Annotated in this window: 22 protein-coding genes; 12 read left to right on the top strand and 10 right to left on the bottom strand. The window is 66.0% G+C overall.

The features are described 5' to 3' along the window. Positions 1–9 precede the first annotated feature (9 nt). The 4 genes from AC3WG5_RS08395 to bioB all read right to left on the bottom strand — a co-directional run bounded on the left by AC3WG5_RS08395 (position 10) and on the right by bioB (position 5878). Complete coding sequence (locus AC3WG5_RS08395) at positions 10–666, bottom strand: class I SAM-dependent methyltransferase (protein ID WP_492568384.1); 657 nt, start codon at positions 664–666, stop codon at positions 10–12. Positions 667–763: 97 nt separating this feature from the next. After that, positions 764–3598 (bottom strand): EAL domain-containing protein, encoded by a 2835-nt coding sequence (locus AC3WG5_RS08390; protein WP_232503507.1) that lies wholly within the window; start codon positions 3596–3598, stop codon positions 764–766. A 64-nt stretch (positions 3599–3662) separates the two neighbouring features. Further along, positions 3663–4811 (bottom strand): 8-amino-7-oxononanoate synthase, encoded by a 1149-nt coding sequence (bioF, locus tag AC3WG5_RS08385; RefSeq protein ID WP_492568383.1) that lies wholly within the window; start codon positions 4809–4811, stop codon positions 3663–3665. An 83-nt stretch (positions 4812–4894) separates the two neighbouring features. Then, complete coding sequence (gene bioB, locus AC3WG5_RS08380; RefSeq protein WP_008954669.1) at positions 4895–5878, bottom strand: biotin synthase BioB; 984 nt, start codon at positions 5876–5878, stop codon at positions 4895–4897. A gap of 385 nt (positions 5879–6263) precedes the next feature. On the opposite strand from bioB, the gene AC3WG5_RS08375 reads away from it, so the two are divergent. Genes AC3WG5_RS08375 through AC3WG5_RS08365 form a run of 3 tightly spaced genes read left to right on the top strand, consistent with a single transcriptional unit; the run spans position 6264 to position 8391 of the window. Beyond that, the gene (locus AC3WG5_RS08375; RefSeq protein ID WP_492568382.1) at positions 6264–6974 is read left to right on the top strand and encodes a ComFC family protein; all 711 of its coding nucleotides are present in this window, start codon (positions 6264–6266) and stop codon (positions 6972–6974) included. A gap of 39 nt (positions 6975–7013) precedes the next feature. Beyond that, on the top strand, positions 7014–7478 hold the full coding sequence (gene trmL / locus AC3WG5_RS08370) for a tRNA (uridine(34)/cytosine(34)/5-carboxymethylaminomethyluridine(34)-2'-O)-methyltransferase TrmL (protein WP_008954667.1): 465 nt from the start codon (positions 7014–7016) through the stop codon (positions 7476–7478). A gap of 37 nt (positions 7479–7515) precedes the next feature. Continuing rightward, the gene (locus tag AC3WG5_RS08365) at positions 7516–8391 is read left to right on the top strand and encodes a septal ring lytic transglycosylase RlpA family protein (protein WP_014085591.1); all 876 of its coding nucleotides are present in this window, start codon (positions 7516–7518) and stop codon (positions 8389–8391) included. Between the two features lie 210 nt (positions 8392–8601). On the opposite strand, the gene yihA is transcribed toward AC3WG5_RS08365, so the two are convergent. Next, positions 8602–9225, bottom strand: coding sequence for a ribosome biogenesis GTP-binding protein YihA/YsxC (gene yihA, locus AC3WG5_RS08360; protein ID WP_008954665.1), 624 nt, complete (start codon positions 9223–9225; stop codon positions 8602–8604). 92 nt (positions 9226–9317) lie between these two features. Between yihA and AC3WG5_RS08355 the strand changes: the two genes are divergently transcribed. From AC3WG5_RS08355 to AC3WG5_RS08325, 7 genes are all read left to right on the top strand, one after another. After that, positions 9318–9935, top strand: a complete 618-nt coding sequence (locus AC3WG5_RS08355; protein ID WP_014085589.1) for a c-type cytochrome — start codon at positions 9318–9320, stop codon at positions 9933–9935. Positions 9936–10005: 70 nt separating this feature from the next. Then, the gene (locus AC3WG5_RS08350) at positions 10006–12030 is read left to right on the top strand and encodes a cytochrome c biogenesis protein ResB (protein WP_492568381.1); all 2025 of its coding nucleotides are present in this window, start codon (positions 10006–10008) and stop codon (positions 12028–12030) included. Further along, the gene (gene ccsB, locus AC3WG5_RS08345; protein WP_008954662.1) at positions 12030–13172 is read left to right on the top strand and encodes a c-type cytochrome biogenesis protein CcsB; all 1143 of its coding nucleotides are present in this window, start codon (positions 12030–12032) and stop codon (positions 13170–13172) included. The genes AC3WG5_RS08350 and ccsB overlap by 1 nt, the downstream gene beginning before the upstream one ends. A 169-nt stretch (positions 13173–13341) precedes the next feature. After that, entirely contained in the window at positions 13342–13704 is a 363-nt protein-coding gene (locus AC3WG5_RS08340) for a GIY-YIG nuclease family protein (RefSeq protein WP_492568380.1), read from the top strand. 273 nt (positions 13705–13977) lie between these two features. Then, positions 13978–15222, top strand: a complete 1245-nt coding sequence (locus AC3WG5_RS08335; RefSeq protein ID WP_492568379.1) for a maltoporin — start codon at positions 13978–13980, stop codon at positions 15220–15222. A gap of 204 nt (positions 15223–15426) precedes the next feature. Next, positions 15427–15822, top strand: a complete 396-nt coding sequence (locus AC3WG5_RS08330) for a PA2779 family protein (RefSeq protein ID WP_008954659.1) — start codon at positions 15427–15429, stop codon at positions 15820–15822. Positions 15823–15825: 3 nt separating this feature from the next. Continuing rightward, complete coding sequence (locus AC3WG5_RS08325; RefSeq protein WP_492568378.1) at positions 15826–16788, top strand: PA2778 family cysteine peptidase; 963 nt, start codon at positions 15826–15828, stop codon at positions 16786–16788. 250 nt (positions 16789–17038) lie between these two features. Here the strand turns inward: AC3WG5_RS08325 and siaD are convergent, their stop codons facing one another. The 4 genes from siaD to siaA are packed head-to-tail and all read right to left on the bottom strand — an operon-like array spanning position 17039 to position 20807. Then, positions 17039–17827 carry a biofilm regulation diguanylate cyclase SiaD gene (siaD, locus tag AC3WG5_RS08320; protein WP_492568377.1) on the bottom strand — a complete coding sequence of 263 codons (789 nt, stop codon included), beginning with the start codon at positions 17825–17827 and terminating at the stop codon, positions 17039–17041. Between the two features lie 15 nt (positions 17828–17842). Further along, positions 17843–18220: a biofilm regulation phosphoprotein SiaC gene (gene siaC / locus AC3WG5_RS08315; protein WP_492568376.1), complete on the bottom strand. Its 378-nt coding sequence runs from the start codon at positions 18218–18220 to the stop codon at positions 17843–17845. A 10-nt stretch (positions 18221–18230) separates the two neighbouring features. Continuing rightward, complete coding sequence (gene siaB / locus AC3WG5_RS08310) at positions 18231–18773, bottom strand: biofilm regulation protein kinase SiaB (RefSeq protein WP_008954655.1); 543 nt, start codon at positions 18771–18773, stop codon at positions 18231–18233. Positions 18774–18782: 9 nt separating this feature from the next. Continuing rightward, positions 18783–20807: a biofilm regulation protein phosphatase SiaA gene (gene siaA / locus AC3WG5_RS08305; protein WP_492568375.1), complete on the bottom strand. Its 2025-nt coding sequence runs from the start codon at positions 20805–20807 to the stop codon at positions 18783–18785. A 175-nt stretch (positions 20808–20982) separates the two neighbouring features. Between siaA and AC3WG5_RS08300 the strand changes: the two genes are divergently transcribed. Together AC3WG5_RS08300 and AC3WG5_RS08295 are read left to right on the top strand one after the other, a co-directional pair. Further along, entirely contained in the window at positions 20983–21633 is a 651-nt protein-coding gene (locus tag AC3WG5_RS08300) for an MBL fold metallo-hydrolase (RefSeq protein ID WP_492568374.1), read from the top strand. Next, the gene (locus AC3WG5_RS08295; RefSeq protein WP_492568372.1) at positions 21633–21956 is read left to right on the top strand and encodes an MGMT family protein; all 324 of its coding nucleotides are present in this window, start codon (positions 21633–21635) and stop codon (positions 21954–21956) included. The genes AC3WG5_RS08300 and AC3WG5_RS08295 overlap by 1 nt, the downstream gene beginning before the upstream one ends. A 77-nt stretch (positions 21957–22033) precedes the next feature. Here AC3WG5_RS08295 and AC3WG5_RS08290 read toward each other — a convergent pair. Continuing rightward, positions 22034–22893, bottom strand: an 860-nt coding sequence (locus tag AC3WG5_RS08290) for a phosphoglucose isomerase-related protein (protein WP_492568371.1), incomplete at its 5' end; no start/stop codon positions are given.

Genomic DNA, 22893 nt, shown 5'->3' with positions numbered 1-22893 from the left:
GGGAAAACGCTATTTTCGCAAGAGTGCGATGCGAAAGAAACCACCCATCCCGGCCGATTCGTCATGCTCGATGTGCAAAGTGGTCTGATTGACGATGACGCCGAGCTGACGGTTGATGTCGGTGGCGATGATCCGGGTCAGCTGGTTGGCCGCCACGCGCCACCAGACGGGTCGCTGGCGGTCGGCCAGGAACTTGTCGAACACCACGGCGCGCCCGCCGGGCTTGAGCACGCGCTCGACTTCGCGCAGGCAGGCCACCGGGTCGGGGATCACCGCCAGGATCAGGTGCAGGATCACGGCGTCGAAGCAGGCGTCAGGGAACGCCAGCCGCTGCCCGTCCATCACGCTCGCCTCCACCTCGAGCCCGAGCCGGGCGGCCCGTCGGCGCAGCCGCGCCAGCATGCCGTCGGAGACGTCGATGGCAGTCAGCCGGCGACAGCCTTGGAGGTAGTCGAGGTCGAGCCCGGTGCCGGCCCCGAGCAGCAGGATGCGCTCGTCCGGGCGGGGCGCCAACAGTGCAATGGCGCGGCGCCGGCGCGGCGCGAAGAACGCGGCGACAACGCCGTCGTAGACCGGCGCGTACAGGTTGTAGCGCCAGCGGTTGTAGCGGGTGGCAAACCCGGAGCCGCCCTCCGGCCGGGGGACGCGTCCCTGCTCACCGCTCATGGCTGGCTCGACACGCCGAGGCGCAGCGTCCCGCCCCGGCCATCTGCACGGCGGGTGGAGGGACGGTAGCGCACTCGTGGCGGATCATCATCCCGGCTCAGGCGACCTGGCGGAAGCTGCTGGCGAAGCCGGCCAGGCGGTCCCAGTCGATGCGCGCGGCCGGTGCCGGGGTGGCGAAGTAGAACCCCTGCAGCTTGCTGCAGCCCATGTCGCGCAGCGTGCGCAACTGCATGCCGGTTTCCACCCCCTCGGCCACCACGTCCAGGTCGAGCGCTTCGGCCAACGCCAGGATGGCACGCACGATGGCGGCCGACTCCTGCTTCTGGTCGAGGTCGGCGACGAAGGACTGGTCGATCTTGAGCACGTCGAAATGGTAGCGGTGCAGATAGGACAACGCCGAATAGCCGGTGCCGAAATCGTCCAGAGCCAGCCGTACGCCCATGTCGTGCAACCCCTGGATCACCTCGGCCGCCACGTCCGGTACGTCGATCAGCGCGCTTTCCGTCACTTCCAGATGCAGCATGCCGGCCGGCAACGCGTAACGCCGGATCAGCGCCTGCATCCAGTTCAAGAGCTCCGGGTCGTGGAAGTTGGCCGAAGACAGGTTGATGTGCAGCGACACCTCGTCGGTCAGCCGCCCTTCGTCCATCCACTGGCGCAACTGGCGCGCCGCGGCCTCGATCATGTAGCGGTCGACACGCATGATCAGGCCGCTCTCCTCGGCCATGGGCAGGAAGATGGCCGGGGAAATCAGGCCGCGCGTCGGGTGCTGCCAGCGCACCAGGGCCTCGAAGCCCTGCAGCGCACCGCTGCGGGCGTCGATGAAGGGCTGGAAGAACGGCGTGAGCTGGTCGTCCACCTCCAGCGCGCGGCGCAGCTCCGACTCCAGCGCCAGCTGGTCGGCCTGGTTGAGGCGCAGCTCGTGGTTGAACAGGGTGTAGCCGTGGCGCCCCTGCTGCTTGGTGCGGTACATGGCGTGGTCGGCGTCGCGCAGCACGTCTTCCGAGCGCTGATAGTAGGACTTGTCGGCGATCACCACGCCGACGCTGGCGGTGGTGAACACCTCCCGCCCCATCAGCACCACCGGGCGATCGAACTCGCCCACGATCATGCGCGCGGTCTGCTCGCAGCCGGGCGCCTCGATGCCGAACAGCAGCGCGGCGAACTCGTCGCCCCCCAGCCGCGCCACGAAATCGCTGTGGCGCAGGCAGCTGCGGATGCGCGCGCCGGCCTCGAACAGCAGGTGGTCGCCGGCGAGGTGGCCCAGCGTATCGTTGACCAGCTTGAAGCGGTCGAGGTCGATGAACAGCACCGCGAAGCGCTCGCCGCTGCCGTTGACGTAGGCCTCCCAGCTGCGGCGCAGAGCGCGCGCGAAGTAGGTGCGGTTGGGCAGCTTGGTGAGCGGGTCGTGCAGGCTGTCGAACTCGAGCTGGGCATTGGCGGCGTCGAGCTCGCTGGTGCGCTCGCGCACCCGCTCTTCCAGCTCCAGGTAGGCCGCCTGCAGCGCTTCCATGGCATGGATGCGCGCCAGCGCGGCGCCGATGTTGTTGGCGACGAACTCCAGCAGCTCCTGCTCGCGGAAACCATACTGGACCTGTTCGTCGTAGCTCTGCACCGCCAGCACGCCGAGCAGTTCGTGGCCGTGGTAGAGCGGCACCCCCAGCCAGCTGCGCGGCAGCGTGGCGTCATCGCCGCTGGCGCGCGAGGAGTTCACCTGCAGCGCCTGGCCGCTGTACAGCACCTGCTCGATGTAGCCCTTGCCGGGCTTGCGCGCCTTGTGCGACGGGCAGCGCTCGTCCTGATAGTAGGGGAAGGAAATCAGGTCGTGATCTTTGTCGTACAGCGCCACCAGGCAATTGCGCGCCGGCAGCAACTCTCCCAGCAGGCGGTGCACACCGCCCAGGAAGGCCTCCAGCGACAGGCTAGTATTGGACAACTCAGCGATCAGGAACAGCACGCCCTGACGCTTCTCGGCCAGCTGGCGTTCGGCGACTTCGTTGCGCAGCCGGGTGTTGGCTCCTTCCAGCTCGCAGGTGCGCAACCACACCTGCTGTTCCAGCTGGTTGCGCACCATCACGCGCGCCAGCACGTGGCCGATATGCAGCGCGACGAACTGGAACAGTGACTGCTCGGTCGGGCTGTAGCTGTGTCCCGCCTGGTAGCTTTGCAGCGCCGCCGCGCCAATCGGCTGGCCGGCGATATTGTTCAGCGGCACCCCCATCCAGCTCTCCGGCACCGGCCCATGAATCTGGAGATCACCATTCTGCTGCAGGGTTTCCAGCATGCGCCGCGACAGCACCAGCGGTTTGCCGCCGGCCATCAGATAAGCGGTGAGCGACGGCGGCTGGCCACCCATCGGGAAGCGCTGCTCCGGCTGCGGCCACTCGCTGGCCGGCTCGCGCAGATCGGCATAGAGCGGAAAACTGAGCGCGTTGGCCTGTTCGTCCAACAGCGCAATATAGAAGTTGCGGGCATCCAGCAGGCGCCCGAGGAGACGGTGCAGGCCCGGCAGGAAAGCCTCCAGACTGGCGCATTCACTGGCCAGCCGGCTCATCTCGAGCATGGTCTCGTGGGTGATGCGGGAGATGGCCTGATCCGAATGCAAGCGCGCGGCCAGCAAGTGGCCGGTGAGCAACAGCGCCACGGGAGACCAGTTGTCCGGGCGCGGACCGCGCCAGATCAGCCAGCCCAACAGCTCGCCGCCGCTCTTCAGCGGCTCGGCCCCGCCATCGGGCCCTGGCAGCCGTCCCCGCTGCAGCTCATCGGGGGACACCAACCCGTCGACGGCACCGCGCCAAGCCAAGCATTGCCACACCGTGCCGACCTTGGCCCAGACCGCCACCTGCAGCGGACGCTGGTGCACGCCTAACAGGGCCAGGGCCGCCTCGGCGGCAGCCTGCGGCGCATAGAGATAGTCTACCGTGCTATTCATGTCATTATCGTAGTAGGTATCGGCCGGGATATCCGGCAAAACACGGCAGGCGCCCCCTAAAACCTCATGACATGGCGACGATGGCCTCAGCCAGACGCTGCACCTGTCCGGCCTCGTGCGCGGCCGACAGCGAAATCCGCAATCGGGCGCTCCCTTCCGGCACGGTGGGCGGGCGGATCGCCGGCACCCACAGACCCGCCTCGCGCAAGCGGGCGGATAATGTCATGACCTGCTCGTTGCCGCCTATCATAAGCGGCTGGATCGGACTGCGGGAAGCGTGTAATGGATATTTAACACCAGAAAGGGTATGCCGTAGCATTTTTATATGCTGTACGAGTCGCTCGCGTCGCCACGGCTCGCCGGCAATCAGCCCCAGACTGGCCCGTACCGCCTCGGCCAAGGCCGGCGGCTGGGCGGTGGTGAAGATATAGGTCCGCGCCTTGTTGACCAGCCAGTCGATCAGCTCGGTCGAGCCGGCAACGAAGGCGCCGGCGACGCCGGCGGCCTTGCCCAGCGTGGCCATATAGATCACCCGCTCGCTGGCGATCCCCTGCTCCGCCATGCTGCCGCGGCCGTCGCCGAACACACCGAAGCCGTGCGCATCGTCCAGATACAGCCAGGCGTCGTAGCGCTCGGCCAACGTCAGCAGCTCGGCGAGCGGCGCCTCGTCGCCGTCCATGCTGTACACCGCGTCGACCGCGATCAGCCGGCTCTTGGCCGGCGTGCTCTTGAGCAGGCTTTCCAGATGGTCGAGATCGTTGTGGCGGAAACGTTTGAAGGCAGCGCGGGACAACAGGCAGGCATCGTTCAGCGAGGCGTGGTTGAGGCGGTCGGCGAACACTGCGTCGTCGCGCCCCATGAGGCTGGTGATCACCGCCAGGTTGGCGGCATAGCCGGAGCCGAACAGCAATGCGGCCGGGGTGCCGACAAAGGCGGCGAGTTCGTCCTCGGCCTGCTGGTGCACGCCGAAATGCCCGGCCACCAGATGCGAGGCGCCGCCGCCCAGCCCCCAGCGCGCGAGACCTTCACGGGTCGCCTCGATCAGCGCCGGGTGGTTGGCCAGCCCCAGGTAATCGTTGCTGGCGAACGCCAGGTAATCGCGCCCGTCGACATGGATCAGCGGCCCCTGCGGACTCTCCAGCGTGAGCCGGGTCCGCCGGCTGTGGCTGGCGTCCAGTTCCGCCAGGGCGGCGGACAGTTGCTGTGGCTGCATGGCAACTCCATATAAAGGCATGGCCGAAGGCGGCGGGATCCGACCCGCACGGCTTCGGCCAACGTTGTAAGGAGAAGGGACCCTTATAAGGGGGCCAGATCCAGCTTCTCCATCAACGCCCGGTCGGCGTCGACGTCGGGGTTGCCGGTGGTCAACAGCTTGTCACCATAGAAGATGGAATTGGCGCCGGCCATGAAGCACAGCGCCTGCATCGCCTCCGGCATCTCGCGCCGGCCCGCCGACAGCCGCACGTAGCTCTTCGGCATGGTGATGCGCGCCACCGCGATGGTGCGCACGAACTCGGTCCAGTCCAGCGGCTCGGCGCCGTCGAGCGGCGTGCCGGTCACCTTGACCAGGTTGTTCACCGGCACCGATTCCGGCTGCGGATCGAGGTTGGCCAGCTGGGCGATCAGCCCGGCGCGGTCGGTGCGGGTCTCGTTCATGCCGACGATGCCGCCGCAGCATACCGACAAGCCGGCGCCGCGCACCTTGCCCAGCGTGTCCAGACGATCTTCGTACTCGCGCGTCTGAATGATGTCGGCGTACTTCTCCGGCGCGGTGTCCAGATTATGGTTGTAATAGTCGAGGCCGGCATCCTTGAGCTTTTCCGCCTGGCCATCCTTCAACAGACCGAAGGTGGCACAGGTCTCCAGACCCAGCGCCTTGACCCGTTTCACCATATCCAGCGTCTTGTCCAGATCGGCGTCCTTCGGACCGCGCCAGGCGGCCCCCATGCAGAAACGGCCGGCGCCGTTCTGCTTGGCCAAACGCGCGGCCTCGACCACCTCGTCCACCGTCATCATCGGCTGGTTTTCCACCGGGGTATCGTGATGCACCGACTGCGGGCAGTAGCCGCAGTCCTCGGGACAGCCGCCGGTCTTGATCGATACCAGGGTGGAGAGCTGGACCTTGGTCGGATCGAAGAACTGGCGGTGGATTTCGGCGGCACGGAACACCAGTTCCATGAACGGCAGCGCCAGCAGCGCCTCGATTTCGTCGACGGTCCAGGCAGCGGACTCGGGATGCGGGGTGGCTGGGCGTTGGAATGCGATGGTAGACGGTTGCATGGGCTCTATCCGTAGCGCCGGCACGTCGCCGGCGGGGAAGCGCGCTCGACCGCGCTCTCTTCCCGCCCGGCGGCGGCTGACATAGGGTGAAGATCACCAAGGCGTGTCATCCATTGTTTCCCACCCCGCGCCGGGATCTGTTTTTGCACGCGACGTTTGGTGATTCCAAACGAGCGCCAAGTAACGCCGTGGCGCGCAAAAGCAGACTCGGCCCGAAGGGTTGCGCCGCGAAAACGGTCAGGCGGCGTTGCCGGTCTTGGCAAGGGGGCGGCCATTGCCTTCGCCCGGCGCCTTGCCTGACCGTTTTCGCGGCAGCAACGCGGAGGGGAAACAATGGGTGACACGCCCTAGATTTTTGTTGAACGCATCTTGTCGCGGGGCCGCCATGCTGTCAAACCTTTTTGGCCGATTAATTGACAACAGATTATTTTTTAATCAACCCTGCCTACTATGCGGCACTTCCGGAACACGCCACGGCTTGTGCCCGCCGTGTCACGCCTGCCTGCCGCGCCTGCCGGCGGAACGCTGCCCGCACTGCGCCGAACCAGTCGCCGCCGGCAGCCTGTGCGGGGCGTGTCAGCGCCATCCGCCTGCCTTCGACGCGCTACACGTTTCCTACCGTTTTGACTACCCCCTGGACGGCCTGATTCACGCCTTCAAGTACGGAAAACGCCTGGAAATGGCCGGTGCGCTGGGCCGGCTGCTGGCGGAACAAGCCCCGCTTTCCGCCCCCGCCATCGACCTGATCGTACCCGTTCCACTGGCAAAAGAACGACTTGCCGCACGCGGTTTCAACCAAAGTCACGAGCTGGCACACGCACTCGCTGCTACAATGCAAGTCCGGTTTGACGCCGACCTGTGTTGGCGAAAATACAACACTCGCAGTCAGACCACGCTTGACCGTGCCGAACGGCACCGCAACATGAAACATGCATTTGGCGTAAAACGCTGCTTGGACGGGCTTTGCATCGCCATCGTCGACGACGTGGCGACCTCCGGCGCCACCCTCTCCGCACTCGCCGCCACCCTCAAAAAACAGGGGGCAAAACGGGTCGAGGCCTGGGTGCTGGCACGGGCAATTAGCCTAAAAACTTGACCAACTTTTTGATTCCTTGGAACAATCCGCCTGCCAACGATGTTCACAGTTGTTCTCTTTCAGCCGGAAATACCGCCCAACACGGGCAATGTGATTCGATTATGTGCCAACACCGGCTGTGAACTGCACCTGGTCAAACCGTTAGGTTTCCCACTGGACGACGCCAAGCTGCGTCGTGCCGGCCTCGACTACCACGAGTACGCTCGCCTGGTCGTCCACGAGAACTGGGAAGCCTGCCGCACCGCCCTCTCCGGCCGCCGAATCTTCGCGGCCACCACCAAGGGAGCGACGCGGCATGACCAGACAGCTTTCCGACCCGGAGATGTATTGTTGTTCGGCCCCGAATCGCGTGGCCTGCCGCAGGAAGTCCTGGATTCATTTCCAGCCGACCGTCGTGTCCGCCTGCCAATGCAACCCGAGTCACGCAGCATGAACCTGTCCAACGCGGTCGCCGTCATGGTGTTCGAAGCGTGGCGGCAGAACGATTTTGCGGGAGGAAGCTGAGCGTTCACCTGTTGGCCCAACAGCACAGGGAGGTGTAATGAAGCCTGTATTCCGATGGCTGTGGCTAGTGTTTATTAGTCTCGCGCTGGTGGCCTGCTCCACCGTCAGAAACGCCAGCGCAACCAGTCAACAAGCGTCGATCCGCTCGACCAAAAAGCCGCTTGCCAGCAACACCGGCAAGTACTTCCAACAAGATGGTCCGGCCGACCACATCCCGGCCAACCTGGCTCTGGTACCCGATGCCGTGCCGCAGGACGAGCCGCTGATCAAGGCGGCCAACCTGCCCTACTCGGCGCTGGGCATGAGCTTCCACCCGGACACCAGCGACAAGCCCTACGAAGCCAAGGGGCGTGCCTCCTGGTACGGCAAGCAGTTCCACGGCCGCCATACCACGTCGGGCGAGCCTTACGACATGTACGCCATGACCGCGGCCCATCCGACGCTGCCGATCCCGAGCTACGCCCGGGTCACCAACCTGAAAAACGGCAAGGCGGTGATCGTGCGCATCAACGATCGCGGCCCGTTCCACAGGGGGCGCCTGATGGACCTGTCCTACGCCGCAGCCTACAAGCTGGGCTTCGTGCATCAGGGCAGCGCACCGATCAAGGTGGAACGCGTCTGGCCGGACGGCAACGACGACAGCGTTGCCGCCACCGCGCCGAGCCGTGCACTCAAGGCCAGCGGCGACGACAGCTACCTGAAGCTGGGCAGCTACAGCCGCCTGGCCCAGGCCGAGGCCCGCATGAGCAAGATCGAGAAGGAACTGGACGCCAAGAACGATGCCAAGCTCGGCATCGTCAACCGCAACGGTCGTTACACCGTGCAGCTGGGACCGTTCCGGTCACGCCAGGCGGCGCGCACCGTGGCCGAAGCGCTGAACGTGGAGAGCACGGTGATCAGCGGCGGTATCTGACGCCGCACGGGAAACCGATCCGAAGGCAGGGCGCCCGCCCTGCCTTTTTGTTTGCCTGGCGTTCCCCGCCGGGTGCCGGCAATAAAAAACCCCGGCACCTGGGTGCCGGGGTAAACAGCCTTTAGTGTCAGCAAAAGGCACCCGCTCAGGGAGGCAAGCGGGAGGTGAGATCACCTGCCGATTAGGCTTGCCACCCCTGGCAAAGTTCCGTCACGCCGACGGCATCTCGTCCTGGCCCTGCGCCAGGTAGGCGTCGAACCAGCGCTCCACCACCTCTTCCACCGTCTCGCCGCCGGTTTTCTTCAGGCTGGAGAACAGCTGGATGCTCACCGCCGGGTAGTCGGCCAACGCTTTTTTGACCGAGGCCAAGGTTTTCTGCTGTTCCATCCGTGATAATTTGTCGCTTTTCGACAGCAGGATGTGCACCGGCCGCCCGGTCTCGCGGAAGAACTCCAGCATCTTCCAGTCAAGCTCCTTCAGCGGGTGACGGCTGTCCATGATCATGATCAGGCCGACCAGGTTCTGCCGGGTCTGCAGGTAACGCCCCAGCAAGGCGACCCAATGCGTGCGCACCGCCTCCGGCACTTCGGCGTAGCCGTAGCCCGGCAGGTCGACGAGATAGCGCTCTTCGCCCAGGTCGAAGAAATTGATGTGCTGGGTGCGCCCCGGGGTTTTGGAAACGAATGCCAGACGGGTACGATTGGCCAGGGTATTGATGGCGCTCGACTTGCCGGCGTTGGAGCGCCCCACGAAGGCCACCTCGGCGCGAGTGGGTGGCAAATCCTTCAGGTGGTTGACGGTTGTATAAAAGCGCGCGTTCTGGAAAATCGTCATAGTAGTAACGGTGTAAGCAGTTGGTATAGAATAACAGGTTTGAAATTGCCACTTTTACAGATATTTACGAAATCTCTCTCTGAGGAGCGACCATGAAACGCAAGATGCTGTTGGCGCTGGCTGCCATGACCCTGGCCGGTAGTGCACTGGCCGCCGCCGCCCCGGTAGGCAAGGGCGACCCGGTCAAGGGCAAGCAGATCGTCGATCAGGTATGTGCCGCCTGCCACGGCGCGGACGGCAACAGCGTGGCTGCCGCCAACCCGACGCTGGCCGGTCAGCACCAGAAGTATCTGTACAGTCAGCTCAAGGCGTTCAAGGCCGGCACCCGCAAGAACCCCATCATGATGGGCATGGCCGCGCCGCTGTCCGACGATGACATGTGGAACGTGACCGCCTACTTCAGCCAGCAGAAGGCGAAGCCGCGCGAAGCCGCGGACAAGACCCTGATGGAGCTGGGCAAGAAAGTGTACCGTGTCGGCAACCCGGTCACCGGCGTTCCGGCCTGTATGGCCTGCCACGCCCCGAACGGCGCCGGCATGCCGGACCAGTTCCCGCGCGTGGGCAGCCAGCACGCCGGCTACATCCTCAAGCAGCTGAACGATTTCAAGGCCGGCACCGACCGCCAGCATCCGACCATGTCGGACGTGGCTTCCCGTATGAGCGATGCCGAAATGAAGGCAGTGGCCGACTACATCTCCGGCCTGCGCTAAGCGCAACTTCCGCCTCATGCCTTACTCAAAAGGGAAGCCTTGACGGCTTCCCTTTTTGTATGTGAAACCCATGAAAAAACCAAGCCGCCACGCCAGCTTCAGTTATTCCCTGTACGAGCTGTTGAGCTCGATGCGTTTCGCCATCGGGCTGTTGACCATCATTGCCATCGCCTCGGTGATCGGCACCGTGCTCAAGCAGAACGAACCCTACCCCAACTACGCCTTCGAATTCGGCCAGTTCTGGTTCGTCGCCTTCGACTGGCTGGGCCTTTACGACGTCTACCATTCGGCCTGGTTCCTGACCATTCTGGCCTTCCTGGTGATCTCCACCAGCCTGTGCATCCTGCGCAACGGCCCCGGCTTCATCAAGGACATGAAGGCGTTCCGCGAGAAGGCCACCGACAGCTCGCTGGCCGCGATGCAGCACAGCGAGGAGTTCGAGGCAGCCAATGCCTCGCCGGAGCAGCTGCAGGGCTACCTCGCGGCCAAGGGCTTCCGCCTGCGCCAGCACCGCCGCGACGACGGCACCCTGGTGCTGGCCGCCAAGAAGGGCGCCGCCAACAAGCTGGGCTACTTCTTCGCCCATATCGCCATGGTGGTGATCTGCCTGGGCGGCCTCTTGGACGGCAACCTGCCGTTGAAACTGGGCGAACTGTTCGGCCGGGTGGTGGCGGAAACGCGCGACCTGCCGCAATCGCAGATTCCGGAGAAGAGCCGGCTCTCCACCCGCAACCTGTCGTTCCGCGGCAACGTCACGGTGGCCGAGAACAAGAGCGCCGACGTGGTGTTCCTCAACTCCGGCAACGGCTACCTGGTGCAGGAGCTGCCGTTCATCGTCACGCTGAAGAAGTTCCACGTCGACTACTACAGCAACGGCATGCCCAAGCTGTTCGCCAGCGACATCGTGGTAACCGACAAGGCCACCGGCAAGGAGACGCCGGCCACGGTGAAAGTGAACCACCCGCTGATCGTCGACGGTGTGGCGATCTACCAGGCAAGCTTCGGCGACGGCGGCTCGCCGCTGAACTTCAAGGCCTGGAACCTGGCGTCGCCCGAGATGCCGCCGGCGCCGATCACGGGCGTGTCGCTGAGTTCGCAGCCGCTGCGCGCCAACGGCCACCAGTACAGCCTGGAGTTCGGCGAGTTCCGCCAGTTCAACATCGAGAACATGGAGCGCAGCAAGGCCGAGGGCGCCAAGTCGCTGTCCGAACGCATGCACGATGCGCGCGAGGTGAAACGCGACAAGAACCTGAAGAACGTCGGCCCGTCGATCACCTTCAAGCTGCGCGACGAGCAGGGCCAGGCGCGCGAGTACCACCACTACATGTCCCCGATCGAGCAGGATGGTGCCAGCTACCTGATCGCCGGCATGCGCAAGACGGTGTCGGAGCCGTTCCAGTACCTGCGCCTCCCGCTCGACGACGAGATGAAGATCGACACCTTCATGCGTCTCAGGGCGGCGCTCAAAAACCCGGCGCTGTACGACGAGATCGCGCGGCGCAGCACCGCCAAGGCGATGCAGGGTTCGGCGATCAGCCCGGCGATGCGTCAGCAGTTCGAGGAGAGCGTGAAGTGGATTCTGGCGCGCTTCGGCGAAGGCGGCTTCAGCGCGCTGGAGCAGTTCCTCGATCAGCGCGTGCCGGCGGACAAGCGCCAGGCGGTGGCGCAGACCTATATCAAGATCCTGCAGGGGGCGGTGGTGGACGTGATGGCGGTGGCCAACGAGCGCGCCGGCGCCAAGCCGCTGACGCAGGATGGCCGTCACTACCGCTTCCTGCTCGACAGCCTGGTGGCGGCGAGCAGCCTCAACGACTATGGTGTGCCGGTGTTCCTGCAACTCGACGGCTTTACCCAGGTCCAAGCTTCCGGTCTGCAGATGACGCGCTCGCCCGGCAAGACGCTGGTCTACCTGGGCTCGCTGATGCTGGTGATCGGTATCGTACTGATGTTCTATATCCGCGAAGTGCGACTGTGGATTAGGCTGGGCAATGGCCGGGTGCGGCTGGCGATGACCTCCAATCGTCACAACCGCGACCTGGACGAGGATTTCCGGCGTCACCGCGACGCCATTCAACAGCTTGTACGGGGTGCCTGATGGAACTCGCTTATTCCTTTGACGAACGGCCGCTGTGGCAGCGGCTGAACCTGGCCGACTGGCTGTTCGCCGCGCTGCTGGTAGTGGCGGCCGGGGTCACCTATTACCGTTACGGCGCCTACATGGACGTCTACGAGCAGGGCATCCTGGCCGGCAGCACCGTCGGCCTGATCGCGCTGGGCTGGTTCTGGAAGGCCTGGCGCCTGTTCCTGCCGCTTGCCGGCGCCATCGCGCTCGTGGCGATCCAGCTCTACCAGGGCGACCTGGCGCGCGGCCAGAGCGCGTTCTGGCTGCGCTTCGTGCTGTCGAGCCAGTCCGCCATCATGTGGATGTGCACGCTGTTCTTCCTCGCCACCGCGGTGTACTGGATGGGCCTCCTGACACGCTCGGCGCTGCTCGGCCGCATGGGCACAGGGCTGACCTGGAGCGCGGCGGTGCTGGGCTTTGCCGGCATGCTGACGCGCTGGTACGAGAGCTACCTGATCGGCAGCGACATCGGCCACATCCCGGTCTCCAACCTGTACGAAGTGTTCGTGCTGTTCTGCCTGATCACCGCGCTGATGTACCTGTACTACGAAGCCAAGTTCGCGGCGCGCCAGATGGGCGCCTTCGTGCTGCTGGTGATCTCGGCCGCGGTCGGCTTCATCCTGTGGTACACCTTCGATCGCCAGGCGCACGAGATCCAGCCCTTGATCCCGGCCTTGCAGTCGTGGTGGATGAAGATCCACGTGCCGGCCAACTTCGTCGGCTACGGCTCGTTCTCGATCGCCGCCATGCTCGGCATCGCCCAGCTCTTGGTCAGCCATGGCTGGCTCAAAGACAAGCTGCCGTCGGCCGAGCTGCTGGACGAGGTGATGTACAAGGCAATCGCGGTCGGCTTTTTGTTCTTCACCATCGCCACCATCCTGGGTGCGATGTGGGCGGCCGATGCCTGGGGCGGCTACTGGAGCTGGGACCCCAAGGAGACCTGGGCGCTGATCGTCTGGCTCAACTACGCCGCCTGGCTGCACGTGCGCCTGGTCAAAGGCTGGCGCGGCACGCCGCTGGCATGGTGGGCGGTGATCGGGGTGTTCGTCACCAGCTTCGCCTTCCTCGGCGTCAACATGTTCCTGTCCGGCCTGCACTCCTACGGCACGCTGTAATAGTTGAAGGTTGGCCGAAGCCCTCCCGCCGCGGCCACTCCTCGCCCCCGACGCCCGGCCCCGTGCCGGGCGTTGTCGTGTGAGCGATGGGCGCGACGGGCGGCACAAGCGCTTGGCCAAAACGCCGCGCTGCGCTAGCGTAGCGGGGTCTTGTCCTGGCAACCCCCGAATGAGCTGGTTTCTCTACATGCTGCAATGCCGCGGCGGCAGTCTCTACACCGGCATCACCACCGACGTGGCGCGACGCTACGCCGCGCACGCCGCCGGCAAGGGTGCGCGCTACACCCGCCTGCACCCTCCCGAACGCATCGCCCTGGTGCTGGCGTTCGACGACAAGTCCGCCGCGCTCAAGGCCGAATACGCCGTCAAGCAGCTCTCCCCGGCGCAAAAACGTGCCCTGTGTGCGGCTCACGGCACCCCGGACGACACCACTCCGGAACCCCCCCCTCTGAGCCCTCCCCCTCGCCACACATCCCGCCGCTGGCGGCCGTGGAAGAAAAACGACATTTCCTTACAATTCCTTACAATGTAATTTTGCGACAACATAAAGTTTTGTCATGATCCTACACACCTCGGCGCCCCCGCCGTGGCGCGATTGCGACGGCGCTATCCTGCGCCGTGGCAAAGACCGACCACCTAGGGACGGAGCGCGCTGAAATCGGCATAAATAGCGGATTTCATGGCGCCACGGGGACGCATCACCCCGCCGCGATGACGGACCACCCCACGGCAACGCACCGGCCACCAGAGCCGAGAGGGGTGAAGCACCACACAATAAGTAGCAAAACTACAATCAGGAGACATCATGAAGCACATCTCGGCAAGCCTGCTGGGCGCAGCCCTGCTGGCCGGCGCCCTCGCCCCGGCCCAGGCCTTCGACTTCCACGGCTACGTACGCGCCGGCGTCGGCAGCAGCGATGGCGACAGCCAGGCCTGCTTCAAGCTGGCCGGCGCCCAGAGCAAGTACCGTCTGGGCAACGAATGCGAAATCTACAGCGAACTGACCGGCGAGCAGGACCTGGTCCAGTTCGACAACGGCATGAAACTGTCGGGCTTGGCCATGGCCAGCCTGTACAACGAAAACGACCGCACCCCGACCTTCCACAACAGCGACGGCAACAGCGGCAGCCTGCGCCTGCCGCAGTCCTACCTGCAGCTGACCAACATTCCCGGCCTGCCGGGTGCGCGCCTGTGGGCCGGCCGCATCTACTACCGTCGTAACGACGTGCACATCAACGACTTCTTCTACTGGAACCCGAGCGGTCTCGGCGCCGGTCTGGAGAACTTCGCCATCGGCGACAAGCTCAAGCTGAGCTACGCCTTCTTCCGCAACGACGGCATCTTCCAGGAATACGACTCCAACCGCCACGACCTGCAACTGTCGGGCATCGACGTCAACCCCGGCGGCGAACTGCAACTCGGCGTGAGCTACATGGACCCGTCCGGCAAGGTGGACGTCAACGGCCAGAAGGTCGATCCGCACAGTGGCTGGGCGTACACCGTGCAGCACATCCAGAACGGCGTGCTGGGCGGCAAGAACAAGCTCGCGCTGCAGTACGGCACCGGCAGCGGCACCAGCCTGTCCGGCACCGTCGGCCCGATCACCAACGACAGCAGCGACAAGAGCTGGCGCGTGCTGGACGCCTTCGACTGGCAAGCCACGCCGAATTTCGGCGGCCAGCTGGTGGGTCTGTACCAGCAGGACCGCGTCGACGGCGGCACGCAGAAGTGGATGTCGTTCGGCATCCGCCCGAGCTACGCCTTCACCGAGCACTTCAAGCTGGTGACCGAACTGGGTCACGACCGGGTACAGCCGGCCAGCGGCCCGACCCGCACCCTGACCAAGTTCACCATCGCGCCGACCCTGGCCATGGGCAAGTCGTTCTGGAGCCGCCCGGAGCTGCGCCTGTTCTACACCTACGCGCAGTGGAACCAGGCCGCCCAGGACGCCGCCGGCGACAATGCCAACGACCCGCTGTCGAGCAGCGGCGTGTTCGGTTCGCGCCGCCACGGCTCCACCGTCGGCCTGCAAGTGGAAAGCTGGTGGTAAGCCGCCAGCCGGCCTGACGCCGCGCCAACCGCCCCGGGATGCCTCGTGCCCCGGGGCGGTTTTCATTTGACGGATCAAGCAGCCCGGCGGAGTGCCCGGGTTGACTTCCTCTCCCCGCTTGCATATCTGTTAAAGAACTTATCCGGCGCGCCGCGCTCTTATCCACTCTTCGACACTACCCCCACCTGAGAAGAAGGACGAACCATGCTCGCACGCAAAACCTTTATCGCCACCTCGCTGGCCTTGTCGATCGGTTTCGTCGGCATCACCCAATCCGCCCAGGCGGCGATGATCGGCGTGGAACAGCTCAACCAGGGCGCCACCAGCGCCGGCGACGCCAACCGCGCCCGCATCCTGGAAACCCTCAGCCGCGCCGACGTCGTCGCCGAGCTGGAACGCCAGGGCGTGTCGCCGGAGCAGGCACGCGAACGCATCGCCGCCCTGAGCGACAAGGATGCCGCGCTGCTGGCGGAGAAAGCCGCCAAGGCCCCGGCCGGCGGCGATATCGTCGGTGCCGTGCTGTTGGTGTTCTTCGTGCTGCTCCTGACCGACATCCTCGGCCTCACCAAGATCTTCCCGTTCACCCGTTCCATCCGCTGAACGATGGCGCGCTCCTGGTCGATACCGCCGTGGCGCGGCCTGCTCCTGGCGGCCGTGCTGCTGCTCTCCGCCTGCGCGACGCCGGTGGTGCGGCAGCAACTGGCACGCACCGACCTGCCGCGCCAGGTCGAGCTCGCCGACACCCCGTTCTTCCCGCAGGAGGAGTACCAGTGCGGCCCGGCGGCGCTGGCCACGGTGCTGACGGCGTCCGGCAAGACGGTGGCGCCGGACGAGCTGACCAGCCAGGTCTACGTGCCGGCACGTCAGGGCAGCCTGCAGATCGAGATGCTGGCGGCGGCGCGCCGCCACGGCCGGGTGGCGACCGTGCTGCCGCCGCGGCTGGACGCGCTGCTCGACGAGGTGCGCGCCGGCCACCCGGTGCTGGTGATGCAGAATCTGGGGCTGTCGTGGTGGCCGTCGTGGCACTACGCCGTGGTGGTGGGCTACAACCTGGAGCGTGACGAGATGGTGCTGCGCTCTGGCACCTTCCGGCGCCAGCTGATGAGCCTGACCGCCTTCGAGAACACCTGGGCGCGCAGCGAGCACTGGGCGGTGGCCGTGTTGCCGCCGGGCACGCTGCCGGTGAGCGCCGACGAGGCCGGCACGACAGCGGCGCTGGTGGCGTTCGACCGCCTCGCCACGCGCGCCGACGCGCGTAGCGGCTATGCCACGGCGATCAAACGTTGGCCGAACAACCCGACGCTGGCGATCGGCCTGGGCAACACCGCCTACGCCATGCACGACCTGCCAGCCGCACGGCACGCGCTGGAACAGGCGCTGGCGGCGCAGCCCGACAACGCCGCCGCGCACAACAATCTGGCCGTGGTGCTGGCCGATCAGGGCGAGCTGGAACAGGCGCGGAGCCACGCCGAACGGGCGCTGGCGCTGGGCGGGCCGTGGCAGGAGACGGCACGCGCCACCTTGCAGGAGATCGAGAAGAAGGCGGCCAAACCTGGCGTGCGCTAGGGTGAATGCCGGAGCCGGGGCGGACTACTGGAACCGCCCGGCAAGCGGGCCTTGAAGAGGCTGGGGACGGCCGGGACGCCGGCACCGGAATGGATACGGCGCACATGGGGATGGCGCATCGCCGGCTCATCCCTACCCCGGCCTGGCAAGCGATGACGCGCCACATCTGACGTGGTGTACTCGGATTAAAGAGGGTGCGCCGTGCGCTGGCACCCAAGACGGGCCGGCGGCGCCGCGTGAAGCGGGGCGCTTAGCCGATGACGACGCAATCCCGCCCTTGCCCCTTGGCCTGGTACAGCGCCTGGTCGGCGCGCTGCAGGATGGCGTCGAGCGGTTCGGCAGCGTCCCGGCAGAGAGTGAGCCCGAACGACAGCGTCAGCCCGGCGGCACCGGCCGGCAAAAGCTCGCCGCTGAGCACCCCCACCTGGCGCCGCAACCGCACCAGCACGCTCTGCACTTCCTCGATGCTGGAGTGCGGGAACAACAGCAGGAACTCCTCGCCGCCCCAGCGCGCGCAGACGTCGTAGTCGCGCACCCCTTCGGACAGACCATGGGCGATGGCCCCCAGCACGCGGTCGCCCACGTCGTGGCCGTAGCCATCGTTGATGCTCTTGAAGTGGTCGACGTCGGCCAGCGTCAGGCAGAACTGGCCGCCGCTGCGGCCCAGCCGCTGCAATTCCTCGCGCAGGCGAACCAAAGCGTGGCGGCGGTTGGGCAGGCCGGTGAGTTCGTCGCGACTCGACAGCCAGTGCAGGCGCTGGTTCATGTCGCGCAGCATGTTCTGGTAGCGGTCGCTGATGCGCACGATCTTCTCGACCTGGCGCAACTGGCGCTGATAGCGCGCGGCGTAGCTCAGGCCTCGGTCACGCTCGGCATCCTGGTAGCGGTCGGCAATGCGGCTCACCCGCTCGATCTGCCGGGTCTGCTCGCGATAGCACTCGAAGAGCGAGGCGAGCGCCTCGTGCAGCGGATGGTCGGCGTAGGCCGGGTCTGCCAGCAGGGTTTCGATGCGGCTTTCCAGCTCCTCGTGCTGTTTCATCGCGGCTCCGCGGGTTCAGTCGTGGGCGAGGATATCGAACGGGAAGGTGTAGTCCTCGCGGAACTCCTCGGCCAGCTCGGCCACCCGTTCATTCTCGCGCTCGTAGCGCCATTCGACACCGACCGTGCGGCCGCCGTCGAATGCGCCCTGCAATTGGTCGAGCATGTCCATCATGGCGCGAATGCTGCTGGTATTGAGGTAGAGCAGTTGCAGCTGCAGCCGCAGCGGGCGCTCCTCGCGTGCCAGGAAGGCCTCGATCCAGTCGATGACCGGCTGGTACAGTTCGAAGGCGTTTTCCGGGTAGGAGTCGCCCTTCATCACCACACATCCTGCTTCCCAGTCTGCCCGGATGGCCGGAATCGAACCGGTCCCCTCGACGATCAGATCTTGCATGTCAACCTCGTCAAATCACTACGCGTAAACTGAAAAACGCCACACCGCCATCCAGCGCGGTCAGCGAGCACTGCAGCGGCTCGTAGGCGCGGCGCGCCAGGTCGATCAGGCCGAGCCCGGCGCCGGTCTTGGCGGACGGATCGCGCGGCTGGCGCAGCTGGTTCTTGTACTCGGCCTTGAGCCCGGCCTTGTCGAGCCGCGCCAGCGCCGCGATGCGCTCCACCAGCGCGTCGCCATCGGCCGGCAGCACCACGTTACCGGCGCTGACCACGTAGCGGCCGTCCTCCGAGCGCGACACGATCAGCGTGGCGTGCGCGTCGGCCCCCTCCAGGCCGTGCAGGGCGGTGTAATGGCGGATATTCTGGGTCAGCTCGATGTACACCGAGAACACGTCGGTCACCGCCGACTGCGATTCCTGCAAGCCCTGCATATGCTTGCGCAGCGCCTGGCCGATCTCTTCGATCAGCGTTGCCGAGAACGGGCCGTTGAAACACAGCATGATGCCCTGCTGGATGAAGGCTGCCCTCAGCGATAGTACATCGACCTGCTCCATGGACTCTCCTTATCTGTCGTGATCACCCGGCAACGCGGGCTGATCGGCCTCGTCCTGCCGACCGAAACGGAACCCCAGCACCGTGATGTCGTCGCGCTGGGCGCGCTCGCCCTGGTACTCGGCCAAGCACTGCTGGAACGCCTCGCGCTGCTCGGCCACCGGCAGCTGGGCGTGGTGGCGCAGCAGCTCGGCGAAGCGTCGCCGGCCGAAACCGTAACCCTTGTCGCCGCCGGACTGGTCGAGGAAGCCGTCGGTGGTGAGGTAGTAACTGACCTCCGGGCGCAGCGTCATGACGTGGTTGCGGAACGACGTCGGCTTGCGGTCGGCGATGCCGCCGCGCTCGCCGGCCACTTCGCCGACCTGCGCGCCGTCGCTCCAGTGTAGCGACAGCCGCGCCCCGGCAAAGGTCAGCGTGTTGTTGATCAGATCGACCGCGCACAACCCGGCGTCCATGCTGGTGGCAAGATGGCGCGCCCCGGTTTCGTGGCGCAGCATGGCGCGCACCACCTGGTCCATGCGCTCCAGCAGCGCCGCCGGGTCGGCGAGGCCCAGTTCGCTCACGGCGACGTCGAAGGCGGTCTGCGCGATCATGGTCATGAACGCGCCGGGCACGCCGTGACCAGCGCAGTCGACCACTCCCAGAAGGCAGCGGCCGGGGCCGGTACGGCACACGAAGAAGTCGCCGCCGACCACGTCGCGCGGCTTCCACAGCAGGAAGTGCTGCTCGCCCAACAGTTCGCTGAGCGGGCCGTGCGGCAGGATGGCGTTCTGGATCAGGCTGGCATAGCGGATGCTGTCCTGCATCGCGCGGTGCGCCTGCAGCACCTGTTCGTTGGCCTGGGCCAGATCGCGCGTGCGCTCCTCGATACGCTGTTCCAGCTTCTCGGTGTGGACGCGAATCTCGCCCGCCATGTGGTTGAAGGCGCGCGTCAGGTCGCCTAGTTCGTCGTCGCGGCGCGAACGCAGTTCGATGCGGTAGTCGCCGGCGGAGAGCTGGGCCACCGAGCGGTGCAGGCGCGCCAGCGGGTTCAGCACCAGGCGGTCGAGGCCGAAGATGACCAGCAGCCCCAGCGCCAGCAGCACCACCAGGCCGCCCGCCGCCAGCGTGGCCAGCAGGCGTTCGTCCAGCACCGCGGCGGTGGAGAGGTCGACCGCACTGATCACGTACCAGTCGAGCTGGGGGATGTACGAAATGCCCAGCAGCCGCGGCTGGCCTTGCAGCGTGACGCTGGCGGTCTGGGTGCCCTCCGGCGTGGCCTTGAGCGCAGCCAGAGCGCCGGCCAGGGCGGGCTGCTCCTCGGTGTGGATCAGCCGGTACACGGTCTTGGCGGAATTCAGGGAGGAGACGGAAGCGTACTGGATCAGGCGGGCGTCCGGGTGGGCCTGGATCACCCCCTGGCCGTTGACGATGATGTTGCTGACGCCGCGCTGGTGCGAGGCCACCAGGTCGCGCAGGAAGCGCGACAGGTCGAGGCCGGTGCCGGCCATGCCGAGCACCTCGTCGCCGTCGTGGATCATCACGTTGAACCACACCTTGGTGACGCGCACCTTGCCGTCCACGTTGACGTTGAGCGCGTAGTCGCGCACGTTCTGGCGCGTGGCGAAGTACCAGCCGTCCTCGGCGTCATTCGGCTTGAGGCGGTAGCGCGGCACGGCGGCGTTGGCCGCCAGCTTGTCGTCGCTGAAATAGTAGCTGAGGGAACGGTCGGCGACGATGGAGAAGGAATGATCGGCAAAGGCCTGGCGGAAGTTTTCGGCTTCGCGGAAGAAGGCCCGGCGCTTGGCCGGATTCTGCTCGTCGCGCAGCCAGTCGCGCGTGACCTCGAGCCCGGCCAGGCGCTGTGACAGCGCCAGTTCGCGCGACAGCTGGGTCACCAGGGTCTGCTTTTGCAGCAGGGCATGATCGCGCGCGAAGGCGGCGCCGTAATGCTGGCGGATCGAATGCACCGCCAGGTTGCCGGCAAACAGCGCCAGCACCAACAGCACGGCGAACAACGCGGCCAGCGCCAGCGCCGATTTCCATCTCAAGCTCAAGTGACACTACTCCGCAGATTGCCGTTCCAGCGACGTCGACGGCCAATGCCGCATGTTACGCCAGAGCCCTGTCCGCCGTCATGCAGAATCCGTTCATCATGTCACCCCCGGCGATACCCGCTCCCTTGACGGCGTGGCACAATATTGCTTTGCCATTCCCTGCCCCGCCCCCGCCATGAGCCTGAAACTGCACACCGTTCCCGTCACCCCGTTCGCCCAAAACTGCTCGCTGTTGTGGTGCGACGTTACCCTGAACGCCGCCATCGTCGATCCGGGCGGCGACATCGAACGTATCCTGGCCGAGGTGGCGGCGCGCGACCTCACGGTGGTCAAGATCCTGCTGACCCACGGCCACATCGACCACGCCGGCGCCACCATGCCGCTGGCGCGCCGCCTCGGCGTACCGGTGGAAGGGCCGCAGCGCGAGGAGAGTTTCTGGCTCGATCAGTTGCCGAACCAGGGACAGATGTTCGGCTTTCCGCCGGCCGAGGCGGTGACGCCCGACCGCTGGCTGGAGGAAGGCGACACCGTGACGCTCGGCGAGGAAACGCTGGCGGTGCTGCACTGCCCGGGCCACACCCCCGGCCACGTGGTGTTCTACAGCCCGGCGGCCGGCCTGTTGATCGCCGGCGACGTGCTGTTCCAGGGCTCGATCGGGCGAACCGACTTTCCACGCGGCAACCACCAGCAGCTGATCGACGCTATCCGCGGCAAGCTGTTCGTGCTGCCGGACGAGACCGTGGTGGTGCCGGGCCACGGCCCCTACACCACCATCGGCGACGAGAAGCGCCACAATCCCTTCGTCGCCGACGCGCGCTACCGCTGATGCCGCCGGAGTTCGCGCGCGCGGTGCTGGGGCTGGTGGCGCGCATCCCGCCAGGCCGCGTCAGCACCTACGGCAGGCTCGCCGAGCTGGCCGGCTGGCCGCGCCATTCCCGCCACGTCGGGCACCTGCTGGGCCATCTGCCGGACGGCGTCAGCGTGCCGTGGCAGCGCGTGGTGGGTGCCGGCGGCCGCATCGCCCGCCCCGGCACGCCCGGCGCCGACTACCAGCGCCTGCTGCTGGAACACGAGGGCGTGGCGCTAAGCGCCAGCGGCCGCGTCGACCTCAAGCGCTACGGCTGGCCGGCGGCGGCGGAAGATGTCTGATCCCGGCTTCGGCCAACCGTGCGAAATGAAAAACGCCACCGGCAAGCCGGTGGCGTTTTTGCGAGCAAAGCATACGGTCAGCCGCGCCCGTTGGCCTGCTTATAGGCCGCGATCAGCCGTGCCGTGGAGCTGTCGTGCGGCGCCGGGCCGCTCTTGCCGGCCAGTTCGGCGTGGATGGTCTTGGCGAGCTGCTTGCCCAGTTCCACCCCCCACTGGTCGAAGCTGTTGATGTGCCAGATCACGCCCTGCACGAAGATCTTGTGCTCGTAGAGCGCGATCAGCGAGCCCAGATTGCGCGGGTCGAGGCGCGACATCAGCAGGGTGTTGGTGGGGCGGTTGCCGCCGAACACCTTGTGCGGCACCAGTTTTTCCAGCGCCTCGCCCGTCACGCCCTGTGCGGTGAGTTCTTCACGCACTTCGTCGGCGGTCTTGCCGCGCATGAAGGCCTCGGCCTGGGCGAACACGTTGGCGAGCAGGATCTCGTGGTGACCGGGCAGGCTGGAGCGGTTCTCCAGCGAGGCGATCAGGTCGATCGGCGAGATGTGCGTGCCCTGGTGCAGCAGCTGGAAGAAGGCGTGCTGGCCGTTGATGCCGGTCTCGCCCCAGATGATCGGCGCCGTTTCGAAATCGACCGGGTTGCCGTCGAGCATCACCTGCTTGCCGTTGGACTCCATGTCGAGCTGCTGGATGAAGGCCGGCAGGCGGTGCAGGTACTGGTCGTAGGGGGCGATGACGTGCGAGCCGCCGCCGTAGAAGTTGATGTACCACACCCCGATCATCGCCAGCAGCACCGGCATGTTGGCTTCCAGCGGCGCGTTGCGGAAGTGCTGGTCCATCAGGTGCGCGCCGTTCAGGAGCTCGACGAAGTTCTCTTCGCCAAGGTAGAGCATGATCGGCAGGCCGATCGCCGACCACAGGCTGTAGCGCCCGCCCACCC

It is taken from the genome of Pseudogulbenkiania sp. FW507-F1 (assembly GCF_058781125.1).
The sequence above is the reverse complement of the archived record's forward strand: the minus strand, read 5'-3'. Positions and strand labels throughout refer to the sequence as shown.